This window comes from Photobacterium sp. 2_MG-2023, assembly GCF_030547675.1.
Taxonomy (GTDB): domain Bacteria; phylum Pseudomonadota; class Gammaproteobacteria; order Enterobacterales; family Vibrionaceae; genus Photobacterium; species Photobacterium arenosum.
The window spans coordinates 49,591-75,163 of the sequence record NZ_JAUOQQ010000016.1 but is presented as its reverse complement, the minus strand read 5'-3'; the positions used below and the strand labels follow the sequence as shown (position 1 = coordinate 75,163).

At 54.9% G+C, this 25,573-nt stretch carries 25 protein-coding genes; 13 read left to right on the top strand and 12 right to left on the bottom strand.

All coding sequences use genetic code 11. From position 1 onward, the window contains the following. Nucleotides 1-312: 312 nt before the first annotated feature. From Q4491_RS14065 to hemC, 4 genes are read right to left on the bottom strand one after another with little or no spacing between them, the layout of a single operon-like run. Entirely contained in the window at nucleotides 313-1,500 is a 1,188-nt protein-coding gene (locus Q4491_RS14065) for a heme biosynthesis protein HemY (RefSeq protein ID WP_303458281.1), read from the bottom strand. Further along, entirely contained in the window at nucleotides 1,497-2,660 is a 1,164-nt protein-coding gene (locus Q4491_RS14060) for a uroporphyrinogen-III C-methyltransferase (RefSeq protein WP_303458279.1), read from the bottom strand. Before Q4491_RS14060 ends, Q4491_RS14065 begins: the two co-directional genes overlap by 4 nt. Before the next feature lie 4 nt (nucleotides 2,661-2,664). Beyond that, complete coding sequence (locus tag Q4491_RS14055; protein ID WP_192017399.1) at nucleotides 2,665-3,417, bottom strand: uroporphyrinogen-III synthase; 753 nt, start codon at nucleotides 3,415-3,417, stop codon at nucleotides 2,665-2,667. Then, on the bottom strand, nucleotides 3,414-4,349 hold the full coding sequence (gene hemC / locus Q4491_RS14050; RefSeq protein WP_237795788.1) for a hydroxymethylbilane synthase: 936 nt from the start codon (nucleotides 4,347-4,349) through the stop codon (nucleotides 3,414-3,416). The genes Q4491_RS14055 and hemC overlap by 4 nt, the downstream gene beginning before the upstream one ends. A 389-nt stretch (nucleotides 4,350-4,738) precedes the next feature. On the opposite strand from hemC, the gene Q4491_RS14045 reads away from it, so the two are divergent. Then, a complete protein-coding gene (locus Q4491_RS14045; RefSeq protein ID WP_192017401.1) occupies nucleotides 4,739-7,321 on the top strand; it encodes a class I adenylate cyclase in 2,583 nt (860 codons plus the stop codon). A gap of 72 nt (nucleotides 7,322-7,393) precedes the next feature. Here Q4491_RS14045 and cyaY read toward each other — a convergent pair whose 3' ends face one another. Continuing rightward, on the bottom strand, nucleotides 7,394-7,705 hold the full coding sequence (gene cyaY / locus Q4491_RS14040) for an iron donor protein CyaY (protein ID WP_192017402.1): 312 nt from the start codon (nucleotides 7,703-7,705) through the stop codon (nucleotides 7,394-7,396). Between the two features lie 76 nt (nucleotides 7,706-7,781). Between cyaY and Q4491_RS14035 the strand changes: the two genes are divergently transcribed. The 6 genes from Q4491_RS14035 (at nucleotide 7,782) to yigB (ending at nucleotide 12,442) form a co-directional block, all read left to right on the top strand. Next, a complete protein-coding gene (locus tag Q4491_RS14035) occupies nucleotides 7,782-7,901 on the top strand; it encodes a lipoprotein (RefSeq protein ID WP_192017403.1) in 120 nt (39 codons plus the stop codon). A 28-nt stretch (nucleotides 7,902-7,929) separates the two neighbouring features. Next, a complete protein-coding gene (gene lysA / locus Q4491_RS14030; protein ID WP_303458274.1) occupies nucleotides 7,930-9,180 on the top strand; it encodes a diaminopimelate decarboxylase in 1,251 nt (416 codons plus the stop codon). A 21-nt stretch (nucleotides 9,181-9,201) separates the two neighbouring features. Then, nucleotides 9,202-10,032, top strand: coding sequence for a diaminopimelate epimerase (gene dapF / locus Q4491_RS14025; RefSeq protein ID WP_303458271.1), 831 nt, complete (start codon nucleotides 9,202-9,204; stop codon nucleotides 10,030-10,032). Between the two features lie 77 nt (nucleotides 10,033-10,109). After that, nucleotides 10,110-10,808, top strand: a complete 699-nt coding sequence (locus Q4491_RS14020; protein WP_225445338.1) for a DUF484 family protein — start codon at nucleotides 10,110-10,112, stop codon at nucleotides 10,806-10,808. Beyond that, nucleotides 10,805-11,713: a tyrosine recombinase XerC gene (gene xerC / locus Q4491_RS14015; protein ID WP_027251490.1), complete on the top strand. Its 909-nt coding sequence runs from the start codon at nucleotides 10,805-10,807 to the stop codon at nucleotides 11,711-11,713. The genes Q4491_RS14020 and xerC overlap by 4 nt, the downstream gene beginning before the upstream one ends. Nucleotides 11,714-11,725: 12 nt before the next feature. Then, nucleotides 11,726-12,442, top strand: a complete 717-nt coding sequence (yigB, locus tag Q4491_RS14010; RefSeq protein WP_192017407.1) for a 5-amino-6-(5-phospho-D-ribitylamino)uracil phosphatase YigB — start codon at nucleotides 11,726-11,728, stop codon at nucleotides 12,440-12,442. 2 nt (nucleotides 12,443-12,444) lie between these two features. On the opposite strand, the gene Q4491_RS14005 is transcribed toward yigB, so the two are convergent. The 4 genes from Q4491_RS14005 to Q4491_RS13990 all read right to left on the bottom strand — a co-directional run bounded on the left by Q4491_RS14005 (nucleotide 12,445) and on the right by Q4491_RS13990 (nucleotide 14,837). Next, nucleotides 12,445-12,903, bottom strand: a complete 459-nt coding sequence (locus Q4491_RS14005) for a DoxX family protein (protein ID WP_192017408.1) — start codon at nucleotides 12,901-12,903, stop codon at nucleotides 12,445-12,447. A gap of 68 nt (nucleotides 12,904-12,971) precedes the next feature. Then, complete coding sequence (locus tag Q4491_RS14000) at nucleotides 12,972-13,724, bottom strand: DNA-binding domain-containing protein (RefSeq protein ID WP_303458267.1); 753 nt, start codon at nucleotides 13,722-13,724, stop codon at nucleotides 12,972-12,974. Then, a complete protein-coding gene (locus tag Q4491_RS13995) occupies nucleotides 13,714-14,574 on the bottom strand; it encodes a DUF692 domain-containing protein (RefSeq protein ID WP_303458309.1) in 861 nt (286 codons plus the stop codon). The genes Q4491_RS14000 and Q4491_RS13995 overlap by 11 nt, the downstream gene beginning before the upstream one ends. 5 nt (nucleotides 14,575-14,579) lie before the next feature. Continuing rightward, nucleotides 14,580-14,837: a DUF2282 domain-containing protein gene (locus Q4491_RS13990; RefSeq protein WP_218386297.1), complete on the bottom strand. Its 258-nt coding sequence runs from the start codon at nucleotides 14,835-14,837 to the stop codon at nucleotides 14,580-14,582. A 275-nt stretch (nucleotides 14,838-15,112) separates the two neighbouring features. Between Q4491_RS13990 and uvrD the strand changes: the two genes are divergently transcribed. After that, complete coding sequence (gene uvrD, locus Q4491_RS13985) at nucleotides 15,113-17,284, top strand: DNA helicase II (RefSeq protein ID WP_303458266.1); 2,172 nt, start codon at nucleotides 15,113-15,115, stop codon at nucleotides 17,282-17,284. Between the two features lie 76 nt (nucleotides 17,285-17,360). Here uvrD and ggt read toward each other — a convergent pair whose 3' ends face one another. Beyond that, nucleotides 17,361-19,106, bottom strand: coding sequence for a gamma-glutamyltransferase (gene ggt, locus Q4491_RS13980; RefSeq protein ID WP_303458264.1), 1,746 nt, complete (start codon nucleotides 19,104-19,106; stop codon nucleotides 17,361-17,363). 113 nt (nucleotides 19,107-19,219) lie between these two features. Beyond that, complete coding sequence (gene rarD, locus Q4491_RS13975) at nucleotides 19,220-20,131, bottom strand: EamA family transporter RarD (RefSeq protein ID WP_192017413.1); 912 nt, start codon at nucleotides 20,129-20,131, stop codon at nucleotides 19,220-19,222. A gap of 199 nt (nucleotides 20,132-20,330) precedes the next feature. On the opposite strand from rarD, the gene recQ reads away from it, so the two are divergent. The 5 genes from recQ to Q4491_RS13950 all read left to right on the top strand — a co-directional run bounded on the left by recQ (nucleotide 20,331) and on the right by Q4491_RS13950 (nucleotide 24,488). After that, nucleotides 20,331-22,187, top strand: coding sequence for an ATP-dependent DNA helicase RecQ (gene recQ / locus Q4491_RS13970; RefSeq protein WP_218386289.1), 1,857 nt, complete (start codon nucleotides 20,331-20,333; stop codon nucleotides 22,185-22,187). Between the two features lie 284 nt (nucleotides 22,188-22,471). Continuing rightward, nucleotides 22,472-22,789, top strand: a complete 318-nt coding sequence (locus Q4491_RS13965; protein WP_218386288.1) for a DUF3630 family protein — start codon at nucleotides 22,472-22,474, stop codon at nucleotides 22,787-22,789. Nucleotides 22,790-22,945: 156 nt separating this feature from the next. Beyond that, a complete protein-coding gene (locus tag Q4491_RS13960) occupies nucleotides 22,946-23,623 on the top strand; it encodes a 7-cyano-7-deazaguanine/7-aminomethyl-7-deazaguanine transporter (RefSeq protein ID WP_192017416.1) in 678 nt (225 codons plus the stop codon). Nucleotides 23,624-23,680: 57 nt separating this feature from the next. Further along, complete coding sequence (locus tag Q4491_RS13955) at nucleotides 23,681-24,124, top strand: GNAT family N-acetyltransferase (protein ID WP_192017417.1); 444 nt, start codon at nucleotides 23,681-23,683, stop codon at nucleotides 24,122-24,124. A 31-nt stretch (nucleotides 24,125-24,155) separates the two neighbouring features. Further along, nucleotides 24,156-24,488, top strand: a complete 333-nt coding sequence (locus Q4491_RS13950) for a hypothetical protein (protein WP_218386286.1) — start codon at nucleotides 24,156-24,158, stop codon at nucleotides 24,486-24,488. A 134-nt stretch (nucleotides 24,489-24,622) separates the two neighbouring features. Here Q4491_RS13950 and elbB read toward each other — a convergent pair whose 3' ends face one another. Further along, the gene (elbB, locus tag Q4491_RS13945) at nucleotides 24,623-25,273 is read right to left on the bottom strand and encodes an isoprenoid biosynthesis glyoxalase ElbB (RefSeq protein ID WP_218386284.1); all 651 of its coding nucleotides are present in this window, start codon (nucleotides 25,271-25,273) and stop codon (nucleotides 24,623-24,625) included. Nucleotides 25,274-25,573: the final 300 nt, after the last annotated feature.

Below are 25,573 nucleotides of genomic sequence, written 5' to 3'. Positions count from 1 at the left end.
TGGTTTCAGGGGGAACTGAATCAATCAGGATTCTTTAATCAGCACAGCTGTCATCAGGCAAGTGATTACCGCAACAATAATGCCAGAAACAATTAACCAAGGGAGCATAGCCTTACTTCCATCTATAGCGCTAAAAGAGGCCACATTGAATAGTTTTTAAATACTTCCATCAATAGCAAATATATATGATGAAATGGCTATTAACAGATGGATACAAAAGCGGATTAAATCTCGTTAATGCAATGTTAAATAGAACAAAAAAGCGCCTGTTACGGCGCTTTTTTACATTTGGTAACAGGTATGTCTGTCAGGTCAGATTTTGGCCGGCAGGGCCAGGGTTAAGCCTTCTTTTGATAAGCGGGCCGCGGCAGCTTTATCGTTCAGGGTTTCCAGTACCTCGACCAGGTAGCCGTAATCAGCGACAGTCGGGTGCAGTTCAATTGCCCGCTCAAGGTGCGTGCGGGCTTCTTTGGCTTTACCGTCACGCAGATACAATTGTCCCAGCGCACTGTGGGTGGCTGCATTGTTACTGTCGTATTTCAGCAAATCCTGCAGTGTCACAATGGCGGGGTGATAATCGGTCAGTTTCAGCGTCGGCATCAGGCTGATCAGACGGGAATCAACCTTCTTGCGCAGTGCTTCGCGTAGTATGGTATAGCCTTCGCTGTCGGCGTTGCGGGCACACATCTCACGGACAAAGCAGGCGACCAGCTCCGGATTCTGTTTGGCTTTACGGCTCAGGCTGTTCCAGTGTCCCATCAGGCCATCACTGCCACTGTGCAGGCTGATCTGCGCCATCAAGCCGCACTCGGCCTGTTCCTCTAATTTATCCAGCTGCTCGCCGCTCAGGCTGCCGTACTTTTTCAGCGGGGCAATAAGGCCCAGCAGAGCTGGCCAGTCTTCCAGCTGTACATAGCATTGCTTCAGCAGTTCCAGTAACAGCGGATTACGCGGATGGCTGCTTTTCATCTCCTGCAGAGTGGCGACAGCTTCTTCATATTGATGCTGCTGGCACTGCAGTCTGGCGCGGGTCAGTGCTACCGCCAGGCTGTCGTTGTCCTGTTCGGCCGCCAGACGCAGGTATTCGTCACGCTGATGCAACTGCCCCTGTCCCTGCGCGGCTTCCGCTGCGGCAAGATAGTTCAGTAACGGGGTTTCGCTGTGATTCGCCGATTTGACGACCAGCTTTTCCGCTTGTTTCCAGTCACCTTCCAGTACTTTGACCAGGCCGCTGGAAGTCAGCTCACGTGCTTTGCGGGTTTTACGGCCGGAGAACCAGCCGCGGGTGACACTGCTCAGTGACAGCAGCCACTTCAGCAGATGCTCAAGCAGAAAAAACGCACCGAAAAGTACAATAACCAGTAAGAGCAGCGTGGTCAGGCTCATTTCCAGTGTCTGGTTGGCGGCGGAGATCAGCACATAGCCCTGGTTGCCGGCCAGCATGGGACCGACAACGATGCCGGCAATCAGCGCGGCGACCAGCAGGAGAAGTTTAATCATGCCGGATCCTCCTCAGTCTTAATGGGAGCGATTTGTTGCCGCAGGCGCTGGTTCACCAGATCCGCTAACAGCGAGGGTGATTTCAGCTGCTCAGGGTAGCTGGCTTCAATATTCTGGCCGGCCATCTCATTGAGGCCTTTAATGAAGCTCTGCGTTTTAACATCGTCAGTGTTGTAGAACTGGCTGGCCCAGTCTTTGGCCATGGTCAGGGACTGGGTGTACAGCTCACCCTGTTCGCGATACACAGCTTTAATGGCGGTTTCCAGCTTGGATTTGATGTTTTCCTGCAGGTAGAAATCCTGTTCCGGGGACAAGAGCGGAATGACATTGCCATCGCGCTTACGGTAAGTCACAAAGTGTTCGCTGAACTGCTTCAGGGAAGTCATCAGGTTGGACTGCCAGTCGGACACCGACTCGCTGACCGTTTCACTTTGTGGCTGTTCCAGTGACTCAGGCACGATCGCGTTGGCCAGCGGCAAATTGGCGACCATCTGCTGCAGGCTGGTCAGGCGTAATACGATACCGTCACGGTCAACACGGGCCACGGCTTTGAGGCTGGCAATGTCGTCGTTCATGGCACTGCGCAGTGCCGTCAGGCTCGGATCATTGAGCTGGGCAAGGCGGTTATCGGCAGTTTCCAGTAATACGGTGGCACTGGCCACATCGTGCTCCAGCCAGAGTTTGCGCCCCGCCATACGGGTCAGGTAATCCGCTTCGGCCAGTAACCAGTCATTCGGGCGACGGCCTTTGACTTCCGACATCGCCAGCTGCAGGCCTTTAATGTCATTGTTCTGCTGCTCCAGCTTGCCTGAGGCGCTGAGTAAGCGCTGATCAACCTCACTTCTGACATCCTGGGTATTTTTAGCCAGCTCGCTTTTCAGGGTATTGAGCTGGGCTTGCAGCGCATTCACCTGTGCCAGCTGGTCACGGTTTTGCTGGTGGCCGTGATAATACAGGCCAGCACCCAACAGGATAACCAGAGCAATGGCGACCCAGCCGGTTTTGCTGCCTTTGCCTGACTCGGCGGGGGCAGCAGGCTGGCTGGCGGCAGACGACTTGGGTGGCGTGCCGGCAGTGTGTGGCGTTTCCTTGGCCTTGGAAGAGGCATCAGACTGCTTGTCTGTCTTAGGGGTATCGTTATTGGTTTTCTTCTCAGTCATCCGTTTATCCCGTTGTGCCTGTTGTACTTAGTGTAGCAAGCAGTGTGGCATTGCTGGCACTGCCCACAGTCGTTATATGGCAAAAGCCAATGTCCCTGGCTTGACGGGCAATTCGCTTGCTGGGTACCAGCAAGTGGCATGTCATCAGCCATGGCTTTGCCTGCGCCGGCATCAGTCGGTACAGGTATTCCAGTTGCTGACCACTGGTGACCACCAGTGAGTCCACACCCTGTTGTTGCCACTGCTGGCTCAAAACAGCGCCATTGAGTGCCAGCCAGTGTCGGGCATAAGTTTCACAGTAGGAAACATTGGCCTGACGTTCAGCCAGTGTCTCGAAAATCAGTTCGCGGCCGCCGTTGCCGCGCAGTATCAGTACATTGCGCCCTGCCGGTGTCATCAGTGCTGGCAGGGCCAGCAGCCCCTCACTGTCTTCCTGCTGCGGTGCATCGACATGCTGACCGCAGGCGTTTGCCAGTGTGGCGGCGGTTTGCTGGCCGACGGCGATATAATGAAGGCTATCGGGCCAGCAAATCTCTTTTTCGGTCAGGTAAGTATGTGCCATTTTTACCGCGTGGGGGCTGACAGCAATAAGACAATCGCCTTTTTTCAGTGTGGCGAGCTGATCACCCAGAGTCAGCAGGCCGGCACCGGGGGCTATGGTCAGCAGTGGCTGAACCAGTGCCTTGATGCCTTGAGCGGCCAATGCTTGTGCCAGTGCCTCGCCGTGCGGGGCCGGTCGGGTGATCAGGACTGTCATTCGGCCTCGTCGTACAGTCGGGTCAGTATCTCGCGAGCCCCGCGTTCGAGCAGCTCTTCGGCCAGTTGAGTGCCCAGGTTTTCCGCCTCCGCAATCGGTCCGCGAATTTCACCGGCGACAATTTTGCTGCCATCCGGCTCACCCACCAGAGCGCGTAACCAGATTTGATCGCCTTCCAGTTCAGCATAGCTGCCGATAGGCACCTGACAGCCGCCTTCCAGCCGGTTGTTCATCGCCCGCTCACATAAAACGCGGGTGGTGGTGGTGGTGTCACTTAAGGCCTCCAGCAAGCCGCGGATACGGGTATCGTCCAGACGGCATTCAATGCCTACGGCGCCCTGGCCGACAGCCGGCAGGCTGACTTCAGGGGCAAGGGCACAGCGGATGCGGTCGTCCATTTTCAGGCGCTTCAGACCGGCACAGGCCAGCACTATGGCGTCGTACTCGCCTTCATCCAATTTCCGCAGACGGGTCGCTACGTTGCCGCGCAGGGTTTTAATCTGCAGATCCGGGCGGCTGGCCAGCAGCTGGCACTGGCGACGCAGGCTGGAGGTGCCAACTATGGCGCCTTGTGGCAGCGCGTCCAGATCGGCGTAGTGATTGGACACGAACGCATCGCGCGGGTCTTCACGCTCACAGATAGTGACCAGTCCCAGACCGTCGGGGAATTCGACCGGCACATCTTTCATGGAGTGGACTGCAATATCAGCGCGACCTTCCAGCATCGCCTGTTCCAGCTCTTTGACAAACAAACCTTTACCACCCACTTTGGCCAGCGGGGTATCAAGAATGATGTCGCCTTTGGTGACCATAGGAACCAGTTCGACAATAATGCCTGGGTGGGCCTGCTCCAGTGCGGCCTTAACATATTCCGCCTGCCATAGGGCGAGTGGGCTTTTTCGGGTTGCGATCCGGATTGGCATCTCAGTCATAGCTTGGGGGTCCATCTAATTGCTCTAAATATACTAATCGTACCACTCCGATACGGGTAAGGTAATGTAGATGTTGTTGCCGGTGCGGTGAAGCGCATTTGTCCGGTTCTGTGATATCGCTTATGGGAGATATGTCACATTACTGAGTGTGATCTGGCTTCCAAAGTCCAAGGTGCTGGCGATTTCGAGTCATTGTACTATTTTGTGGTGATACAGAATGGAATTGAGCATCACGAAGCAGGTTTCCGCTTGATTGACCGTGCAGACTTTACGGAATGCCTGAAAACTGTTAGATTGATCACGTTTTTGCTCACGAATGGCTCACAGAGTCCCCTAACGATGACAAGATTCGGGCCGCTCTGGATGCTGGTAGCTCTTGGAAGAGTAATTTGCAAAATTATATTAATACCTTAATTGGCAGGTTGGATAAGCATAACCACCGTCGGGTTGAACGTGCGCGTCTTGCCATGAACGCACAATCTGAGCAGGTGTTCAGTGTGCTGCCTGTGCTGTTGCATGTTAACCATCCCGCATTGCCTGGCTACCAGGATGCCGAAGTACCGCAAGGTATTGCGTCATTTGTTCCTACATCACGTCAGTCGACGCTGATCCGTGAGCATTTTGCTTTCGATCTTCCCGCTTCTTTTTTTCATGACTCACCGGATGGTGACATTCTGGGTTTATACGCGATGGGCAGCACCTCGTCGCTGGGCCAGAGCCTGACCAGTGATCTGGATATCTGGGTTTGTATCCGCACCCGTATGCCGTTAGATGAGCGTGAAGCGCTGCTTACCAAGTGTAAAGCCGTGTCCGGCTGGGCGCAGACACAGGGCGTGGAAGCCAACTTTTTCCTGATCGATGATAACCGTTTCCGCCATAACCGTTCGGAAGCCCTGAGTGGCGATAACTGTGGTTCCAGTCAGCATTTGCTGTTGCTGGACGAGTTTTACCGCTCGGCCGTGCATTTGGCAGGACAGCGCTTCCTGTGGTATCTGGTACCGCCGGAAATGGAAGAGTGTTATGACGATTACGTCGCTTATCTGGCGGCCAATGGTTATATCAACCGCGATGAGTGGATTGATTTTGGCGGCCTGTGCCGCATTCCGGCTGAAGAATATTTCGGTTCCAGCCTGTGGCATCTGTACAAAAGTATCGACTCTCCCTATAAATCGGTGCTGAAAGCCATTTTGCTGGAAGCTTATTCCTGCGAGTATCCCCACACGCAACTCCTGAGCGTGGACGGCAAGCGGCGCTTTTTCTCCGAGCAGTCGTCGCACTACGCGATGGATGCCTACTACCTGATGCTGGAAAAAGTGACCCGTTATCTGGAGCGGATTAACGATCATCGCCGTCTGGATCTGGTGCGTCGCTGTTTCTATCTGAAAACCCACGAAAAACTGACTCGTGAGCCCGGTATTGGCTCAGTTGCCTGGCGTCGTGAGGTACTGGCTGAGCTGACCTCTGAGTGGCAATGGTCCCGTGAGGTCATTGAAGAGCTGGATAACCGCCGCAACTGGAAGGTGGAGCAGGTCAAGCGGGCTCACAACGAGCTGCTTGACGCCCTGATGCTCAGTTATCGAAACCTGATCCTGTTTGCGCGCCGTAACGACATTACCTCGTCCATCAGCCCGGAAGATATCAGTATTCTGGCCCGTAAGCTGTATGCGGCCTTTGAGGTACTGCCCGGCAAAGTGACCCTGCTCAACCCGCAGGTGTCGCCAGACTTGCACGAAGGGGATCTGACCTTTATTCAGGTGCCTGCCGGCCGGACTAACACCGCGGGCTGGTACCTGTACAAGCAGCCGCTGGATCCGTACGCCATTCTGGGCCAGCCGTCGTTAGAGCATAACCGCTACCTGAGCAAACTGGTGGCCTGGGCGTATTTCAACGGCCTGCTGACCGAAACGACCAACCTGCACACTGTGGTGCGCGATTCGGCCATGGATATCGACAAGCTGTACCAGATGGTGAGCGATATCCGCAATACCTTTTCGATCCGCCGTCCCAAGCCAGGCCTGAAAGCCCTGTCCAGCCCGTGTGAAATCCGCCAGTTAGGGATTTTCATCAATCTGGAGCAGGACCCGACGGAAGAAATGAAAAGCCGGGCGGTGAAGTTTGATTTCAAAAATACCGATATCTTCAGCTTTGGCCCTGAACAGACCTGTCTGGTCGGCAGCGTTGATCTGGTTTACCGTAACTCATGGAATGAAGTGCGTACCCTGAACTTCAAGGGTGAAAACGCCATGATGGATGCACTGAAAACCATTTTGAGCAAGATGCATCAGGATGCCATTTCGCCCGAATCGGTCGATGTGTTTTGCTACAGCAAACACATGCGCGGGATGATCCGCAACCTGGTGTATCAGCTGGTGGCCGAGTGTATTGAGATGCGTCTGATGCCGGTGGAGCAGCAGGAGAAGCAGCGCCGTTTTAAAGCGATCCGCATTGGCAGCCAGACACATGGTTTGTTCTTTGAGCGTCGCGGGGTCTCGGTGCAGAAGCTGGAAAACTCGGTCGACTTCTACCGCTGTATTTCCAGTAATAAGCTGCTGGGCAGTGCTAGCGTGGTGATGGGGAAAACCGATGAGCCGCATCCGCCGTCCATTGTCGATGCTTACGCCAGTGAAGGCCTGATCCAGTTCTTCTTTGAAGACTGTGAAAACCACGGTTTCAATATTTATATCCTGGACGAAACCAACCGGATTGAAGTTTATCGCCAGTGCAGCGGCAACATGGATGAAATGGTCCATGGCGTGAACCGTTTTTATACCTCGGCGCAGGACAGGTTCAGTTACAGTTCGAATTTCATCAATTTTAACCTGCCTCAGTTCTACCATATTGTGTATGGCCAGGAGGGTGAGTGTCAGGTGTTACCTTACAAGAGCGGGTATCAGGCTGAGCGTCGGCTGGCGGCCGATAACCAGGCCAATATGGATGAAGCCGGCAAAGGCGGGCAGATGAGTCTGTCTTAAAGCTGTTTTGTCATATTGGGTGCCAGATTGCCGGCGCAGCAGAGAGTGTTATCTGCTGCGCCGGCATTGTTTTTACCAGTCGACACTTTCTTGCGCGTGAACCGAGCACTCGCGCTTAATCAGTGAAATCAGCTCTTCGCCGCTGCGGGTGCAGAGCCAGATCCCGTCGTTATATTTGAAGTGATAGCCGCCTGATTTGGATGCCACCCAGATTTCATGCAGCGGTTCCTGACGGTTGATGACGATCTGGCTGCGGTTTTCAAACTCCAGTGTCAGCACGTTGCCTGTTGTCTCATATTCGATGTCTGCGCCGGACTGATCGATGCCTTCCTCGATATGCATAAGTACCTGATCAGCCAGTTTATGAAATTCAGTATCGTTCATCCTGTAAGTCCTATTGCTTTTCCTAGTGTGGGTGCGATTATAGAGGGCATTGCAATCATTATCACTGGCTTTAAAAATGCGTACAGGTTTAATAGCAACATTTATTCTGACAGTACTGACATTGGCAGGCTGCGGCCAGAGTGGTCCGCTGTATATGCCAGCCGATGACACCGAACAGACAGAGCAAACCGAATAACCGCGGCCATAACAGGGAAGAGACCACATTGGATTATTTTAATTATCAGCAAGACGGCCAGCTTTACGCTGAAGATATCGCAGTAACTGACCTGGCTGAACGTTTTGGCACGCCGCTCTATGTATACTCCCGCGCGACCCTGGAACGCCACTGGCGTGCGTTTGACAGTGCGGTAGCTGATCATCCGCATCTGATCTGCTACGCGGTGAAAGCAAACTCAAACCTCGGGGTACTGAATGTGCTGGCCCGACTGGGTTCAGGGTTTGATATTGTCTCTGTCGGCGAGCTGGAACGCGTTATTGCCGCAGGCGGTGATGCCGGGAAAGTTGTTTTCTCCGGTGTCGGTAAAACCGCCGCAGAAATGCGCCGGGCGCTTGAACTGGACATCAAGTGTTTTAATGTTGAATCAGAGCCTGAGCTGGAGCGCCTGAATCAGGTTGCCGCTGAGATGGGCAAAGTGGCGTCTGTGTCGCTGCGCATCAACCCGGATGTGGATGCCAAGACGCACCCGTATATTTCCACCGGCCTGCGTGACAACAAGTTCGGCATTGCCTTTGACCGTGCCCCGGAAGTGTACCGTCTGGCACACAGCCTGCCGAATCTCAATGTGATTGGCATGGACTGCCATATCGGTTCACAGCTGACAGAGCTGACGCCCTTCATTGATGCCACAGATCGCCTGCTGGCCCTGATTGATACCCTGAAAGCAGAAGGCATAGTGATCCGCCATCTGGATGTCGGCGGTGGTCTGGGTGTGACCTACAATGATGAGCAGCCGCCACTGCCATCTGATTACGCGAAAGCACTGCTGGAGCGTCTGGAAAATCACATGGATCTGGAGCTGATTTTTGAGCCGGGCCGTGCGATTGCCGCCAATGCCGGTGTACTGGTGACCCGTGTTGAGTACCTCAAGCATACTGAGCACAAAAACTTCGCCATCGTTGATGCCGCCATGAACGATCTGATCCGCCCGACCCTGTATCATGCCTGGCAGGCGATAGTGCCGGTTGTTCCGCGTGACGGCGAGCCGCTGGAATACGACTTTGTCGGCCCGATCTGTGAAACCGGCGACTACATTGGTAAAGAGCGCCTGCTGAAGCTGGAGCAGGGCGATCTGGTCGCCGTGCGTTCTGCCGGTGCCTACGGGTTTGTGATGTCATCCAACTACAACACCCGTCCGCGTGTGGCGGAAATCATGGTAGATGGCGATCAGGCTCACGTGGTGCGTGAACGTGAAACACTGAGTCAGTTGTGGCAGTCTGAGAGCCTGTTGCCTTAACCCATAAGCGAGAGAACGCCGATGCAGTTTCAATTTTCTAAGATGCATGGTTTGGGCAATGATTTCATGGTCGTCGACTGTGTGACCCAGAACATCTTCTTCTCCCCGGACGCCATCAGGCGTCTGGCGGATCGGCATCGCGGGGTGGGTTTTGATCAGCTTCTGGTCGTAGAGCCGCCTTATGATCCCGAGACGGATTTTCACTATCGCATTTTTAATGCCGATGGCAGCGAAGTGTCGCAGTGCGGTAACGGGGCCCGTTGTTTTGCCCGCTTTGTCTCTATGAAAGGGCTGACCAATAAGTACCGGATCGCGGTCAGTACCAAGTCAGGCAAGATGGTGCTGCAGCTGGAGAACGACAACCAGGTGACGGTCAACATGGGCATCCCTGAGTTCACGCCGGAAAAAATTCCGTTCAAGGCCAAACAGGAAGAAAAAACCTACATACTGCGCGCGGAAGATAGCACCGTATTCTGCGGTGCCGCCAGTATGGGCAATCCGCACTGTGTGACCGTGGTGGATAATGTGGATACGGCGGATGTCGAGACGCTCGGCCCGCTGCTGGAAAGCCATGAACGTTTTCCTGAGCGGGTTAATGTCGGCTTTATGCAGGTAGTGTCGCGCGCTGCCGTCCGCCTGCGGGTCTACGAACGCGGTGCGGGCGAAACCCAGGCGTGTGGCAGCGGAGCCTGCGCTGCTGTCGCTATCGGTCAGCGCCAGGGCTTGCTGGACAGCAATGTGACCGTCAGCCTGCCCGGTGGCGATCTGCATATTCGCTGGGCTGGCGATGGTCAGCCTCTGTATATGACCGGGCCTGTTGCTCATGTGTTCGATGGCCAAATCACGCTCTGAAGTGTGGCAAATGGCAAGTTGCCGGTGGGGCTGTCTGGCCCCATTGAGCCTAACCAAATCTGCAAGTGATGACTGAGATGACCCAACTGAACCAACGCCCTGCGGATGATGAGGGTGCAGCGCTCAACCCGCAGGCGATCGCGGCTTTTTTAACTGCCAATCCTGACTTTTTTATCCAGCAGCCCGAGCTGCTGGAGCAGCTCAGGCTGCCCCATACCGAGCGCGGATCGGTTTCGCTGGTGGAGCGCCAGATGGAGCGGCTGCGCCATAAAGTGGCGGAACTGGAAAAGCAGATCGATGGCATGATGTCTGTCGCGGCCAGTAACAGCGCGTTATTTGCTGCCTTTGCTCGTGCCCAGCAGCAATTGTTTCAGACTCACAATATTTACCAGGCGCTGAGTGTGCTGACTGCACTGGCGACGGAACTGGATTTACGGGTCAGTGTACGGTTGTTTGACAGCATGGACGCCGAACTGTCGCTGAGCCGGCAGGCGTTTGAAGGGTTTCGACGCGCCCGGCTCAACCCGCAGGATGTTTATCTTGGCCGACTGCGCAGTGCCGAAAGCGAAATGCTGTTCGAACAGCCCCCTCAGCTGGGCTCATTCATCGTGCTCAAGCTGGGTGAATCGGAACGGCCTGACGGTGTACTGTGTTTTGCCAGCCGGGATGGCGGCCATTTTCAACCCGGGATGGACACCCTGTTTGTGACTCAGTTGGCCGACGTGCTGGGACGCTTGATCCGCCACTGGGAATACAGCCGTGAGGTTATTGAATGAGTTTGCCGGCCAGTCTGACCCGCTCACTTGACCGCTTTTACGAGTATCTGCGCAGTGAGCGGGAGCTGAGTCTGCATACCCAGCAGAACTACAAGCGCCAGCTGACCACAGTGGCTGAGCAGTTGCTCGAACTGGGGGTCTCCGACTGGCACACCTTAGATGCTGCCTGGGTTCGTCAGGTGGCGAGCAAAGGCATGCGGGACGGCCTCAAGGCCAGCAGCCTGGCGATGCGATTATCCGCGTTGCGCAGCTTTCTGGATTATCTGGTCCATCAGGGAGAGCTGAAGGCCAATCCGGCCAAAGGGGTATCAGCACCGCGTAAATCCCGGCCTCTCCCCAAAAACCTCGATGTCGATGAGATGGATCAGCTGCTCAGTGTTGATGAGAATGATCCCTTGTCGGTCCGGGATCGCGCCATGATGGAACTTATGTATGGCGCGGGCCTGCGCTTGTCGGAACTGGTTGGGCTGAACGTGAAAGACATCAGCCTGAGCAAGGGCGATCTGCGGGTGATAGGTAAAGGCGACAAAGAACGCATTGTCCCTTTTGCCGGCCTGGCCCGGGAATGGGTGGGGATCTGGCTGAAAATGCGCGGACAACTGGCCGCTCCCGGTGAACCGGCATTGTTTGTGTCCAAGCTGGGCCAGCGCATCTCCAACCGTAACGTGCAGAAACGTATGGCGGAATGGGGACAAAAGCAAGCGGTGTCCAGTCATATTAATCCACACAAACTGCGTCACAGTTTTGCCACTCATATGCTGGAGTCCAGCGGTGATCTTCGCGCGGTGCAGGAGCTGCTGGGCCACGCCAATCTCAGTACCACACAAATCTACACCCATTTAGACTTTCAGCATTTAGCCAAGGTGTATGATCAGGCACATCCGCGTGCCAAGAAGACCAAATAAGGAGCCGGTATCATGCAGTTTTACCGCAGTTTTCGTTCTCCCAAAGCACTCACCTTTGATCTGGACGATACCCTGTACGATAACCATCCGGTGATTCTGCGTGCCGAGCAGGCGATGTATGACTGGCTGGCCGCCGCGCATCCGGCTTCACATGCATTGACGCCCGCAGATTGGCAGCGGCTCAAATACCAATTGGCAAAGGACAATCCTATGTTGCGCCACGATGTCACCGAGTGGCGCCGGGTTATGCTGCGTACCGGTCTGATCCGGCTCGGCTATTCGCAGACCCAGGCCGCTGAGGCGACGGAAGAAGGGCTGCACATAGTATTAACCGTCAGAAATCAGGTCGATGTGCCTGATATGACCCATGCCGTGCTCAGCGAACTGGCCACGCGGGTGCCGCTGCTGGCGATCACTAACGGCAATGTGGACGCGGATAAAATCGGCCTGGGCCAGTATTTCTCCCGGGTATTGGTGGCAGGCCGTGACGGCTTGTCCAAACCGGCGCCGGATTTATTTATCCAGGCTCAGGCACTGTTGGGAGTGTCAGCAGCGGATATTCTTCATGTCGGCGATCACCTGATCAGCGATGTGGCCGGCGCCCGTCGCAGCGGTTTTCAGGCCTGCTGGTTTAATGATCAGTCACGTCAGATGCATCAGGAGTCTAAAGCGACATGGCTGCCGGATGTTGAAATCCACACTCTGGATCAGCTGCTGTTATTGGTGTGAGCCTATTCCAGTAAGCGGCTGGGCCGTCGCGCCAGGCCGGACAGATGATCCAGCGACACCAGCCCCGCGCCCCAGAATACATTCACCAGCAGCATCATGCCCCACAGCTGGTGGTCAAAAAAGCCTTTCTCCCACAGCAGCGGATAGGACACCACGGCTATGATGTTGAAGACAAACAGTAGCAGTGCCATCGGCCGGGTCAGCAAGCCCAGTACCAGAAACACAGGCACTATCAGCTCAGTTGCCGTGCCCAGATAGGCCGCTATCCGCCAGGGCAGCAGCGGAACCTGATATTCATATTCAAACAGATACAGGGTGCTGTCCCAGCTCTGGTATTTGATCATACCTGAGTTGAAAAAGACCCAGGCCACCCACAAACGGGTGAATAACAACAGCAGGGGGATCAGCGGCGCCAGCAGACGGCTGAACCGGGTATCTGTGTCTTTAATAAGGTAGAGCATGTCAGCCTCCTGGACTGCAGGCGAGCCACTTTGATCGAGTAGTGAAACCAAAGTGGCAAAAAAGGTGATTACATCTCATCAGCATAGAGAATATCGCTAAAAACCTGTGCAGCAATCAGCTCCCCCAGCACCGCCAGCATGTCCTGGCTGGCTTGTCCCAGTGGTTGATGTTGGCGCGCCAGCTGCACCAGTGCGGTTCCCGCCTGAGTGGTGGCGATCACGGCCGGTCCGGGCAGCACTATGGCGGATTCACTCGTCCGGATGGTCAATCCGTCCAGCTGTTCATCGCGTATCGCCAGCCACAGCGACGCAACTGCATAGTCGCTGTCCAGCAACCAGCAGGCAGGCTGAGGGATCAATCTGGCTTCAGCCAGACGCTGCTCTGTCAGCCCCTGCAGTTTTTCCAGCGGAAACGCCGCCAGGGCCGCATTGCACATAGACGCCCGGTCGACCAGCCACTCTAAGGCCGCCAGATCGGCCAGATAAGGCACAGCATCGGTAAGTGTTGCCTGAGCACAAATCGTCTGGTCAAAACCGCCGCCATAATGGCTGACATCGCCCTGCTCCAATGGTGTGGTCAGAATATGCTGGCGGGCCAGCGCGGAAAAACACTCGTCACCCACCACGGCTTTGACTGCCGGATAGGTCGCTTCCAGCACTTCGCTCAGGCTGATCACAAAGTTGTTGCGGTAGATTTGCAGCCGCTGTTCGGCGCTGAAAAGGTTATCGGTGATCAGGCCGGCGACATCGCTTGGCCGGTATTGTAAGGCCTGGGCAAAACTCGTCTGCAGGGTGGCCAGATCAGGCGCATCATCTTTCATGATCGCCTCCGCCAGGGTGGGTGGCTCGCAGGATCTGCCGGGCCTTGTCGGCTTCGCCCAGCAGCACTGCCAGCGGGGGAATGTCGAGGTCCCATTCGATCAGGGTCGGCACTGAGCCGTGCGCTTGCACCCAGTCCCGGTACAGTTGCCAGACGGGATCACTGACCGGGCGGCTGTGAGTATCAATCCAGATTTCACCCTCATCAAGTTGTTTGACCGTAAAGCCAGCCAGGTGGATTTCTTTGACGGCGTTAGGGTTCAGCGCCGCCAGATAGGTGGCACAGTCAAAGCCGTGATTGAAACTGCTGACGTAGATGTTATTGAGATCCAGCAGCAGGCCGCAGCCGGTGCGCTGCTGGACAAGATCCAGAAAATCCCACTCGGTATACGTGGCATGGTGGAAGCTCAGGTAGCTGGACGGGTTCTCGAGCAGTAGCTGGCGTCCCAGCGTCTCCTGCACCTGACTGATTTTAGTGCAAACCACATTCAGTGCTTGTTCCGTGTAGGGAATGGGCAGCAGATCGTTGAAATACTGGCCGCTGATCGAACTCCAGCTTAAATGGTCGGATACGGCCAGGGGCTGAATGTCGTCGATCAGGCGTTTGAGCTGAGCCAGGTGGCGGACATCCAGCGGATCGGCAGAGCCCAGTGACAGGCCGATACCGTGGCAGCTGATGGGAGTATGGTCAGCGATGGTGTTGAGACTGCGGCGTGCCGGGCTGTCGGAGTTGAAATAGTTTTCGCTGTGAATCTCCAGCCAACCGACTTCAGGCGGGTTCATCGCGGCAAACAGACTCAGGTGGGGCGCACGCAGGCCAACCCCCACCTGTTCAAAGGCATGATCACGCATCATGATTAACTGCTTTGCGTGCTGCCGCCTGCCAGACGGTCACACAGACCTTTGGGCACCATGATAAAGGCGTCTTTCTGAGCATCGGTTTTGGCGGTACCGGCACAGGAGCCGGTTTTGGTGGCGCAGTCATTTTTACCGGCTTTGGCAACGCCGTAGCATTTTTCTTTGGCCTCGGCGGCAATAGCAGGTGCAGAAAGTGTACCGGCCAGAATTAACAGACCGGAGACGGCGGAGGCTAAGGCTAAGTGGCTCTTGTTCATTATCATTCCTCTTTCAGTAAACAGTGAGATGTTGCGGTGAACGAACGTCCGTCTTGCAGTACCTGGCCACCACTGAGTGGCTCATTTGCAGACTAGACCCTCTTATAAAGACTAGAAAGGCTGGCGGGCGGATAAATTTCAATCAGGTGTGATTTTTTGCTGAAAAGTGATTGTGGGTCGGTGACGGGGGCAGAAAGAAGCCGGCGACAGGGCAGGCATTCTCTGGCTGAGCTGTTATAATCACCGCCAGTGTATAAATAACCAGTAGAAAGGCGATGGACGTTTCACTCTTGTTAGATGGTCTTAATGACAAACAACGCGAAGCGGTGGCGGCACCGCTGGGGAATCACTTGGTACTGGCCGGCGCCGGCAGTGGTAAAACACGGGTGCTGGTGCACCGGATCGCCTGGTTGCTGCGGGTAGAAGAAGCCTCGCCTTTCTCACTGATGTCGGTGACATTCACCAACAAAGCTGCGGCAGAGATGCGCGGACGCATCAATGCGCTGATGCAGGGCAACTGTGCCGGGATGTGGAACGGCACCTTTCACGGCCTGAGCCACCGCATGCTGCGCGCCCATTATCTCGACGCCAAATTGCCGGAAGATTTCAACATCATCGATTCTGATGATCAGATGCGCCTGCTGCGCCGCCTGATCAAAGCCCAGAACCTGGATGAAAAGCAGTGGCCGGCCCGTCAGGCGGCCTGGTATATCAACGGCAAGAAAGATGAGGGGCTGCGCCCGGCGCATGTCGAAACCTTTAATGACCCGGTTGAACAGACCTGGCTCAGGCTCTATAGCGCCTATCAGGAAGCCTGCGATCGCGCCGGTCTGGTTGATTTTGCCGAATTGCTGCTGCGTGCTTTTGAGCTGCTGAAGTACAACAAGCATATCCGCGAGCACTACCAGGCGCGCTTCAAGCACATACTGGTGGATGAGTTTCAGGATACCAACAACATCCAGTTTGCCTGGCTGCGCCTGATGGCCGGCCCGGAATGCCATGTGATGATAGTCGGTGACGATGACCAGTCTATCTATGGCTGGCGGGGTGCCAAGGTTGAAAATATCCAGCGCTTCCTGCGCGAGTTTGCCAATACTTCCAGTATTTTTCTGGAGCAGAATTATCGCTCGACCGGCAACATTCTTCAGGCCGCCAACGCCCTGATTGCCCATAACAATGAACGTATGGGCAAGAATCTGTGGACCGACGGCAGCGAAGGGGAAAAGATTTCCGTTTACTCGGCCTTTAACGAGCTGGATGAAGCCCGTTTTGTGGTGGGTAAGATTAAAAGCTGGCAGGACAGCGGCGGCGCGCTTAATGACACGGCCATGCTGTATCGCAGCAATGCCCAGTCGCGGGTGCTGGAAGAAGCCCTGATCCAGGCCGGTATGCCGTACCGGATTTATGGCGGCATGCGTTTCTTCGAGCGTCAGGAAATCAAAGATGCGCTGTCGTACCTGCGTCTGATCTCGAACCGCAATGATGACGCCTCGTTTGAGCGGGTGGTCAATACCCCGGCCAGGGGCTTGGGTGAGCGCACTCTGGATACCATACGCATGGCGGCCCGCGATCGCGGTATCACTATGTGGCGGGCCAGTGTTGAACTGCTGGACGAAAAAGTCCTGGCAGGGCGCGCGGCCAATTCACTGCGCCGCTTTGTTGAGCTGGTGAATGCGCTGGAAGACGATACCCGCGACTTGCCGCTGTATCAGCAGACCGACGAGGCTATTCGTGCATCGGGTCTGCGGGCCATGTACGAGCAGGAAAAAGGCGAGAAAGCCCAGGCCAGGATTGAAAACCTGGAAGAGCTGGTGACCGCCACCCGTCAGTTTGAAGTGCCGGAAGAAGCCCAGGAAATGAGCCCGCTGGCAGCCTTTCTGTCGCATGCCGCGCTGGAGGCCGGCGAAGGCCAGGCCGATGAATACGATGATGCCGTTCAGCTGATGACCTTGCACAGCGCCAAAGGGCTGGAATTCCCTGTGGTCTTTATGGTGGGAGTCGAAGAAGGTATGTTCCCGAGCTTTCGCACCTCCGAAGAGCATGGCCGCCTCGAAGAAGAGCGCCGCCTGTGCTATGTGGGTATGACCCGGGCGATGGAAAAGCTGTTTATCACCCATGCCGAAATGCGGCGTTTGTACGGCAAAGACAATTTCCATAAAGTGTCGCGTTTTGTCCGGGAAATCCCGGAAGAGTTTATCGAAGAAGTGCGGATGAAAGCGCAGGTGTCGCGTCCGTCAACGGGCGGCCGTTTCAGCCAGACCCAGGTCAATGATAACTTTAATCAGACCGGTTTTAATCTGGGCCAGCGGGTACAGCATCCCAAATTCGGGGAAGGCACCATCATCAATTTTGAAGGCAGCGGCACCCAGAGCCGGGTTCAGGTGGCTTTCAACGGGGAAGGCATCAAGTGGCTGGTGACTCAGTACGCCAAGCTGGAAGCGATGTGAGTCATTGCTTACTTCGCTAATCAAAACGCGCCGTATCCGCCAGGTTACGGCGCGTTTGTATTGAATGTCTTACCAATTACCGGGCGACCACTTTCCCTTCACGGCGCGGGTCGGCGGCCCCATTGAGCTGACCACGGAACAGGCCGATTGCCTGGACCCCTGAGTTGAGCGGCTTGATCTGGACCTCAAACCCCAGTTTTTCCAGCTCCGGCGCCCAGTGCTCAGCACTGGTGCCCTGCTCCAGCTCGAACGGACCGAAGCGATTGTTCATGTTGGGCAGATCGATCGCTTGCTGCAGGCTCAATCCCCAGTCGAGGTGAGCGATCAGGGTTTTGGCGACATAACCGATGATCTGACTGCCACCTGGCGAGCCTATCGCCAGCACCGGCTGGTCATCTTTCAGCACTATGGTCGGCGCCATGGATGAACGCGGACGTTTGCCGGGTTCGACCCGGTTGGCAATCGGCATGCCATTGTCGTGGGTGCTGAATGAGAAGTCGGTCAGCTCATTGTTGAGCAGGAAACCGCGCACCATCAGGCGGGAGCCAAAACCGTTCTCTATGGTGGTGGTCATCGACAGCACGTTTCTGTCTTTATCGACAATCACCAGATGGCTGGTGGAAGGCAGTTCAAGCGCATTATCCTGACCGTAATTTACGGCGTGTGACCAGGGCGGCAGCCCCGCGCTGACTTCTTGCAATGCCTGACTGCTTTTCAGCAGGCCGGCACGCTGGCTGAGGTAATCTTTGTCTAGCAGCCCCGCGGTCGGCATAGGGACATAGTCGCTGTCCGCCATATAGCGGCCACGGTCAGCAAACGCCAACCGGGACGCATCGCCGATCAAATGCCAGCTCAGCGCTTTTTGCGGCCCCAGCTCTTTCATCGGAAAATGGCTCAGCATGCCCAGGATCTGACCCAGTGTCAGCGCCCCGGAACTGGGCGGCCCCATGCCACAGACTTCATACTGGCGATACGGCGCGCAGACCGCCGGACGTTCTTTGACCTGATAGGTAGCCAGATCCATGGTGTTGAGCACCCCGGGATTACCTTCGGCGCTGCGCACGGTTTTGACTATGTCTTTGGCAATATCACCGTGATAAAAGGCACTGGCGCCGCGCTCAGCAACTTGCTGCAGGGTATCGGTATAGGCCGGGTTTTTGAGCGTATCCCCGGCTTTCAGCGGCTGACCGTTGGGGAAAAAGTAGGCTTTGGTGGCTGGCCAGCGCTGCAGGCGTTCGCTGTCTTGCTGAACCAGTTGCGCCAGTCGCGGACTGACGGTAAAGCCGTCGCGTGCCAGCGTTATCGCGGGTTCAAACAGATCCTTCCAGGGGAGCTTGCCCAAACGCTGGTGGGTATGCCACATCAGTTTGACTGTGCCTGGGGTGCCGACAGAGCGACCACCGACCACGGCATCATAGAAAGACAGAGGCGTGCCCTTGTCGTCCTGGAATAATTGTGGCGTGACTTCGGCCGGGGCCGTTTCACGACCGTCGAAGGTGGTCAGGGCTGCTTCTTTGCTGTCCCAGTACACCAGAAATGCGCCCCCTCCCAAACCGGATGATTGCGGCTCGGTCAGGCCCAGCACCAGCTGCGCGGCAATCATGGCATCAATGGCATTACCGCCTTTGGCCAGAATGGCGGCCCCGGCATCACTGGCATACGGATTGGCGGTGGCAATCATCCACTCTTTGCCTGTGACCTGCGCGTTCCGCTGAAAGCCCGTTGCCCCTTCCGGGGCGATGAGATCTGTGGCTTGTTCGCTGTAGGCCGAGACGGAGAGCAATGCGCAGGTCAGAGCCAGCGCAAGGGAGGTCCTTTTCATGGCTTATCCTTCTGAAAATTGTTTTGAATCAGTCAATAAGATTAGGTGTTTTTAACACAGATTGCCCGCGAGTGTGAGCAATCTGTGTGCTGAGTAGCAAGGGGCGGGCAGTGTCAGGCGATTTGGGCTTTCTTGCGGCTCTGGCGGTGTCCCTTGATGCCATCGTAGCTGAACAACACCAGCGCGACCCAGATGCAGGCAAACGTCAGGCTCTTGTCGGCACTGAATTCTTCACCGTACACGGCGACGGCCAGCAGGAACATCAGGCTGGGACCTATGTACTGGAAAAAGCCCAGCGTCGACAGCTTGAGTTTGGTGGCCGCGCCGGTAAAGCACAGCAAGGGCAAGGTGGTGACTATCCCTGCCGCCATCAGCAGTAAGTTGGTGTCTATGCTGTTCAGCGTCCAGTCTGAGGTCGGGCTGCTGGCGAACAGCCACACATAACCCAGTGCCAATGGCAGCAGAATACTGGTTTCCATCAACAGGCCGGTCTGGGCATCCAGATTGACTTTTTTACGCAGCAGGCCGTAGACGCCAAAACTGGCGGCCAGTACCAGCGCGACCCAGGGCAGAGAGCCGAAATGAATTAACTGCACCAGTACGCCGCCAGCGGCCAGTGCCACGGCCAGCCACTGCAGCGGGCGCAGGCGCTCGCCCAGAAACACCATGCCCAGCAGCACGTTCAGCAGCGGATTGATGAAATAGCCCAGGCTGGCATCCAGCATGTAGTTGCTGTTGACCGCCCAGATAAAGATCAGCCAGTTAGCACCTATGATGACAGAGCTGGCCAGCAGCATCAGCAGAACTTTAGGCTGTTTGAGTACCTGTCGGACTTTGCCCCAGCCCTTGCCAATAAAGATTAATCCCGCCAGAAAAAAGAAAGACCAAATAATGCGGTGGCTGAGGATTTCCATCGGACTGACGCTTTGCAGCATCTTAAAATAAATTGGTGCAATACCCCACATGGTGTAGGCGGCGATAGCCAGTATGACCCCACGTTGGATCGTTTTTGCTTGCTCGTCCATGCTATTCCAGTACGTTATGGTAAATATTGAGAGGAAGGTATGGGCATTGCGCTAGATATGCCCGAATGGGCAGTATAATGCCAGCCTGTTCAAAATGACCAGCGACTTCTTTTGCTGATCCGGTTGCGGTGAGGCTGGCGCTCCCATCCGGGATCTGAATGGTATAGAATAGCCGGCTGTGTCAATCAAGAGTGAAGTCATGTCCGCCTCAACCCCTGATCTCAGCCGTGCCGTTTCATCCGCCAACAGTGAGCAGATTCTGCAGCAGGTGTTTGGCTATCAATCTTTCCGGCCCGGCCAACAGGCGGTTATCGAAGCTGTGGCGTCAGGTCGTGATTGCCTGGTGATTTTACCGACCGGTGGCGGCAAGTCGCTCTGTTATCAGATTCCCGCTCTCGTACGCGAAGGGCTGACACTGGTCATTTCCCCGTTGATCTCACTGATGAAAGATCAGGTCGACCAATTGCAAGCCAATGGTGTAGCGGCAGGTTGCCTCAATTCAACCATGCCACCGGAAGCGATACAGGCTACCTGGCAGGGGATGGCAGACGGAACCTTGAAGCTGGTTTACGTGTCGCCGGAGCGGGTGGTGAGCCGGGATTTCATTGACCGGCTCAGTGGTTTGCCGGTCAGCCTGCTGGCCGTGGATGAAGCGCACTGTGTGTCCCAGTGGGGGCACGATTTTCGGCCTGAGTATGCGTCTTTGGGTATGCTCAAGCAACACTTCCCCGCCATGCCTGTCATTGCTCTGACCGCCACGGCCGATGACACCACCCGGCAGGACATCATAAGCCGGCTGGCGCTGGATGACCCTTTTACCCACCTGGGCAGCTTTGACCGCCCCAATATCCGCTATACCCTGCAGGAAAAGTACAAGCCGATGGCGCAACTGGTGCGCTTTTTAGCCAGCGTGCGGGGCCAGAGCGGTATTATTTACTGCAACAGCCGCAAAAAAGTGGAGCAGGTGGCGGAGAAGCTCGCTGAGCAGGGGGTACGTGCGGCGGCCTACCATGCCGGGCTGGAACACGACGAGCGAATCCGGGTGCAGGAAGGGTTCCAGCGCGATGACATTCAGGTTGTTGCCGCTACTGTGGCCTTCGGTATGGGGATCAACAAACCCAATGTCCGCTTCGTGGTGCATTTTGATATTCCGCGCAATATCGAATCTTATTACCAGGAAACCGGCCGTGCCGGGCGTGATGGCCTGCCTGCCGAAGCCGTGATGTTTTACGATCCGGCGGATCTGGCCTGGTTGCGCCGCTGTCTGGATGAGAAAGAGGAAGGCCCGCAAAAGCAGGTCGAAAGCCATAAGCTCAATGCCATGGGGGCGTTTGCCGAGGCGCAGACCTGTCGCCGCCAGGTGCTGTTGCATTACTTTGGCGAGCACAGTGAACACGCCTGCGGCAACTGCGATATCTGTATTGATCCGCCTCAGCATTTTGAGGCACTGGAAATGGCGCAGAAGGCGCTGTCCTGTGTCTACCGGGTGAATCAGCGCTTTGGGGTTCACCATGTGGTTGATGTACTGCGCGGCCTGCAAAACGCCAAAGTCAGGGAGCAGGGGCATGACAAGCTCAGCACCTACGGTATTGGCCGTGAGCACAGCCATGAATTCTGGGTCAGTATTGTGCGCCAGCTGATCCACCGCGGCTTCCTGACTCAGAACATAGTCAACAGTTCCACCCTGCAGCTGACCGAGAAAGCGCGCTCTGTGCTGCGCGGTGAGATCAGCCTCCAGCTCGCGGTACCGCGGATTGACAGCAGCTCGCGCGGCAATGCCCGTCAGGACAACCGGCTTAAACGCCAGTACGACAAGAAGCTGTTTTCTAAACTGCGGATGGTACGTAAAGCGATTGCCGACGAAGAATCGCTGCCGCCTTATGTGGTGTTCAATGATGCCAGCCTGATGGAAATGGCCGAGCGTTTACCGACTTCTGAAGGTGAATTGCTGGCCGTCAACGGTGTGGGTCAGCGGAAGCTGGAAAAATACGGCAAGGTCTTTTTATCGGTGATCGAAGAGCATTTGCTGGCTGCTGCTGAGTATCAAGCGGGCTGAGCCGGAGGCAAAAAAATACCGGACAATCGTCGATTATCCGGCAGAGAGTGTAGCAGAAACAAAATCCAGGATTTTGTTTACTACAAAACAGCTTGCGTATTGGGGTGAGAATGCAATTCATCACCTCAGTGTTACCCGGCTAGGCCTCCTGGCCGTCAAGGCAACCGGGCGATAAGACCACGAATCCCCGTTCATTGCTATGCCTTGCTTATGCTTTGATACGTTAATACACACTTACTTACACCATAACTGCCCGGCAGCACCGGAGACTGGAAGGACACCCAATGACTTATCCGACTGACATCCGTTTTGGCGTTCGCGAACTGGACAACGCGCAAGGCTGTTTGCATCTGCAGACCCCGGATTTTGACTACGACAGCTTTGCCGATGTCGCGCAGGCACTGGTCACTGTGCTGGGGGCGAGCGTGGTAGAAAAAGAGGCCAATGCCGATTTACATATCTGGCTGATCGATTTTGAAGGCTGCCGGATGATGCTGAAAGGCGAGCATTACAGTTCAGCGATGTGGCTGGAATTACTCAGCCGGGATGACGGCGACACGCTGGCTTTTCTGGCTGGTTGGCTCAAAAACTTGACTCAGTAATCAATTTTTAACAGCAAACGTTTGCCAAACCCTGTGGTGTCTTGGCAGTCGGATTGGTTACTGTATAATCAGCGCCTTTGGTGACAGCACTGTACATAAAATGTGCTGTTGGTGTGTTTGGGTTCCCTCGCCCCCATTTGACAAAAAGGTCTGTTGATGACGACTTCTCCTTTCTCGCCGGCCCAGCAGCGTCAGGCTCTGTGGATTCTGGTCTTGTTCCACCTGGTGATCATTGCCTCCAGCAACTATCTGGTTCAGATCCCCTTCACCCTGTTTGGTGTCCACACCACCTGGGGCGCTTTTACCTTCCCGTTTATTTTTCTGGCCACTGATCTGACGGTACGTATTTACGGCGCCGCCATGGCGCGTAAGATCATTACCCGGGTCATGCTGCCGGCTCTGGCGGTGTCTTATCTCCTCTCCGTGGTTTTCTATCAGGGCGCTTTTCAGGGGCTCGCGCCGCTGGGTGAGTTCAACCTCTTTGTGGCCCGGATCGCGATAGCCAGCTTTATGGCTTATCTGCTGGGGCAGATTCTGGATGTTTCTGTGTTTAATCGCCTGCGCCAGTGCAAGCAGTGGTGGATAGCGCCAACCTGCTCGACGGTATTCGGTAATGCCCTTGATACTATTGCTTTTTTCGCCATCGCCTTTTATCAGAGCCCGGATGCCTTCATGGCCGAACACTGGGTGGAAATTGCCCTGGTGGATTATGGCGTCAAACTGATCATCAGCCTGGGCCTGTTTGTGCCTATGTACGGCGTATTGCTCAATTATCTGGTGAAGCGTCTGACTGGTATTCGTTCCCAGCTTGAGCCCTCGCAGGGGCTGTCATAAACTCAAAGCCGGCAAGCGCCGGCTTTTTTGTCGGCGGCATCTGAGTTGGGGGCTGTGATGAAAATACGTGAAGCCAGTCTGGCTGAGGCGGCCAGCGTGCTGGCCAGAATCAAAGAATTTGATCACCCTGAGACAGAGCACAGTCTGGCAACCAGAGTGCGTGGACGTTGTCCTTTGATTCTGGTAGCAGAAAAAGAAGGAAAGCTGGTGGGCGTGAAAATTGGCTACAGCCTGTCGGAAACCTGTTATTACAGCTGGCTTGGTGGCGTGGTCGCCGAAGGTCGTCACAATGGGGTGGCTCAGGCTCTGATGAGCACTCAGGAAGCCTGGGTAAAAGAGCAGGGCTATCTGGAGCTGAGAGTCAAATCCCGTAACCGTTACCCTTCGATGCTGAGATTGTTGTTGAGAAACGGTTATCAGATAGAGCATATGGAGAAGAAAGACGGCATAGAGGATTATCGGCTGCATTTCGTGAAAAGTTGGGATAAACAGGGTAAATGAAAATTATTCGCAAATAATGCTTGATCAATAAATGAGAATGGTTATTATTAACTTGCTTTCAGCGAGAAACGAACAGCAAGGCGTTTCTGGTCTGTCAGCACGACATTGCTCACATTGCTTCCAGTGTACTTTAGCGAAGGCAGATATTGAGTGTAGGGCTGAATATGTTGTCGACTTTTGCTTAGCGGTGCTTGTTTTCAAGCACCGCTTTTTCTTTTTTGTCTGTCAGAGAATGGGTAAAGCAAGCAATAAACAGGCGAAGGTATTGAATTTATTAATGAATGAAAATTATTATCAATTAACGCTTGCAAAGGTAATGAGAATGGTTATTATTAACTTGCACTCAGCGGGAAATAAGCAGTAACAGTTTCCGTATGAAGGCACGACATTGCTCACATTGCTTCCAGTAATACAGCTTGGTCAGGTTTTTGGTGTAGGGCTAAAAACAGTGACCACTTCTGCTGAGCGGCGCTTGTATAAAGCGCCGCTTTTTCTTTTTCAGGCCATTTTAACCAGTTGCTGTACCAGCTTGTTGATCCCGCTGGCAGCTTCTGAGATCGAGCCTGCCAGCATGTAAGCCGGAGTGCTTAACAGACAGCGTTCCTGATCCAGTACAAACTCATCGACAGGGCAGTCAATATGATCGCCGCCCATGGCGCGAAATGCACTGGCTACCTCTTTTTCATGCCCTATGGTGCCTTTTGCGCCCTTGCCATAAATCTGGGGGATCAATACCGGGGCAATACACAGATAAGCGGCCGGTTTCTGCGCCCGGGCAAATTCCTGGCAGGCACGCTTGACCTCGGGGTGGATCTGGCAGGATGCACCTTTGATGGCGAAGTCTGACAGGTTTTTCGCTGCCCCAAAGCCGCCCGGCAGCAGCAGGGCATCGAAGTCACGAGCGCTTAATTCAGCGACATCCTGGATCTGACCCCGGGCAATGCGCGCAGCTTCGATCAGCACATTGCGTGTTTCATTCATCGGCTCGCCGGTAATATGGTTAATCACATGGTGCTGATCCACGTTCGGGGCGAAACAGTGCCAGCTGGCACCTGCCTGCTCTATGGCATACAGCGCCAGCACAGCTTCATGGATCTCGCTGCCGTCAAAGACGCCGGAACCGCTTAATATCACTGCAACCTTTTTCATCTTGGCCTCCTTTTTGTTCAACCTTGGGGAATTTGGCATCGCTTTGACCGATTACACCGCCATCTGATAACTTTTTCCACACTTGATGATCTTTTCAGGATCAAGGGTTATTTTTGGTTATATGTTTTAAGTATATGATTTTTAAATTATTTAAATCATCTTTCTCAGGTTATTCAAAAAAAGATCATCAGGCTTATTCCAAAAACTCACAAACTTATCCACAGGTGGAGTGATCCAGGTAGGGAAAAACTTCTGTTAACACTCGGCACATCTCATGGCATCCTAAGACCCTGATCCTTT

What these genes read in the sequence shown, in the direction of transcription:
- Q4491_RS14065 (WP_303458281.1), bottom strand. Translation starts at nt 1,500, where the DNA reads ATGATTAAACTTCTCCTGCTGGTCGCCGCGCTGATTGCCGGCATCGTT.
- Q4491_RS14060 (WP_303458279.1), bottom strand. Translation starts at nt 2,660, where the DNA reads ATGACTGAGAAGAAAACCAATAACGATACCCCTAAGACAGACAAGCAG.
- Q4491_RS14055 (WP_192017399.1), bottom strand. Translation starts at nt 3,417, where the DNA reads ATGACAGTCCTGATCACCCGACCGGCCCCGCACGGCGAGGCACTGGCA.
- hemC (WP_237795788.1), bottom strand. Translation starts at nt 4,349, where the DNA reads ATGACTGAGATGCCAATCCGGATCGCAACCCGAAAAAGCCCACTCGCC.
- cyaY (WP_192017402.1), bottom strand. Translation starts at nt 7,705, where the DNA reads ATGAACGATACTGAATTTCATAAACTGGCTGATCAGGTACTTATGCAT.
- Q4491_RS14035 (WP_192017403.1), top strand. Translation starts at nt 7,782, where the DNA reads ATGCGTACAGGTTTAATAGCAACATTTATTCTGACAGTACTGACATTG.
- dapF (WP_303458271.1), top strand. Translation starts at nt 9,202, where the DNA reads ATGCAGTTTCAATTTTCTAAGATGCATGGTTTGGGCAATGATTTCATG.
- Q4491_RS14020 (WP_225445338.1), top strand. Translation starts at nt 10,110, where the DNA reads ATGACCCAACTGAACCAACGCCCTGCGGATGATGAGGGTGCAGCGCTC.
- xerC (WP_027251490.1), top strand. Translation starts at nt 10,805, where the DNA reads ATGAGTTTGCCGGCCAGTCTGACCCGCTCACTTGACCGCTTTTACGAG.
- yigB (WP_192017407.1), top strand. Translation starts at nt 11,726, where the DNA reads ATGCAGTTTTACCGCAGTTTTCGTTCTCCCAAAGCACTCACCTTTGAT.
- Q4491_RS14005 (WP_192017408.1), bottom strand. Translation starts at nt 12,903, where the DNA reads ATGCTCTACCTTATTAAAGACACAGATACCCGGTTCAGCCGTCTGCTG.
- Q4491_RS14000 (WP_303458267.1), bottom strand. Translation starts at nt 13,724, where the DNA reads ATGAAAGATGATGCGCCTGATCTGGCCACCCTGCAGACGAGTTTTGCC.
- Q4491_RS13995 (WP_303458309.1), bottom strand. Translation starts at nt 14,574, where the DNA reads ATGCGTGATCATGCCTTTGAACAGGTGGGGGTTGGCCTGCGTGCGCCC.
- Q4491_RS13990 (WP_218386297.1), bottom strand. Translation starts at nt 14,837, where the DNA reads ATGAACAAGAGCCACTTAGCCTTAGCCTCCGCCGTCTCCGGTCTGTTA.
- uvrD (WP_303458266.1), top strand. Translation starts at nt 15,113, where the DNA reads ATGGACGTTTCACTCTTGTTAGATGGTCTTAATGACAAACAACGCGAA.
- ggt (WP_303458264.1), bottom strand. Translation starts at nt 19,106, where the DNA reads ATGAAAAGGACCTCCCTTGCGCTGGCTCTGACCTGCGCATTGCTCTCC.
- rarD (WP_192017413.1), bottom strand. Translation starts at nt 20,131, where the DNA reads ATGGACGAGCAAGCAAAAACGATCCAACGTGGGGTCATACTGGCTATC.
- recQ (WP_218386289.1), top strand. Translation starts at nt 20,331, where the DNA reads ATGTCCGCCTCAACCCCTGATCTCAGCCGTGCCGTTTCATCCGCCAAC.
- Q4491_RS13965 (WP_218386288.1), top strand. Translation starts at nt 22,472, where the DNA reads ATGACTTATCCGACTGACATCCGTTTTGGCGTTCGCGAACTGGACAAC.
- Q4491_RS13960 (WP_192017416.1), top strand. Translation starts at nt 22,946, where the DNA reads ATGACGACTTCTCCTTTCTCGCCGGCCCAGCAGCGTCAGGCTCTGTGG.
- Q4491_RS13955 (WP_192017417.1), top strand. Translation starts at nt 23,681, where the DNA reads ATGAAAATACGTGAAGCCAGTCTGGCTGAGGCGGCCAGCGTGCTGGCC.
- Q4491_RS13950 (WP_218386286.1), top strand. Translation starts at nt 24,156, where the DNA reads ATGAGAATGGTTATTATTAACTTGCTTTCAGCGAGAAACGAACAGCAA.
- elbB (WP_218386284.1), bottom strand. Translation starts at nt 25,273, where the DNA reads ATGAAAAAGGTTGCAGTGATATTAAGCGGTTCCGGCGTCTTTGACGGC.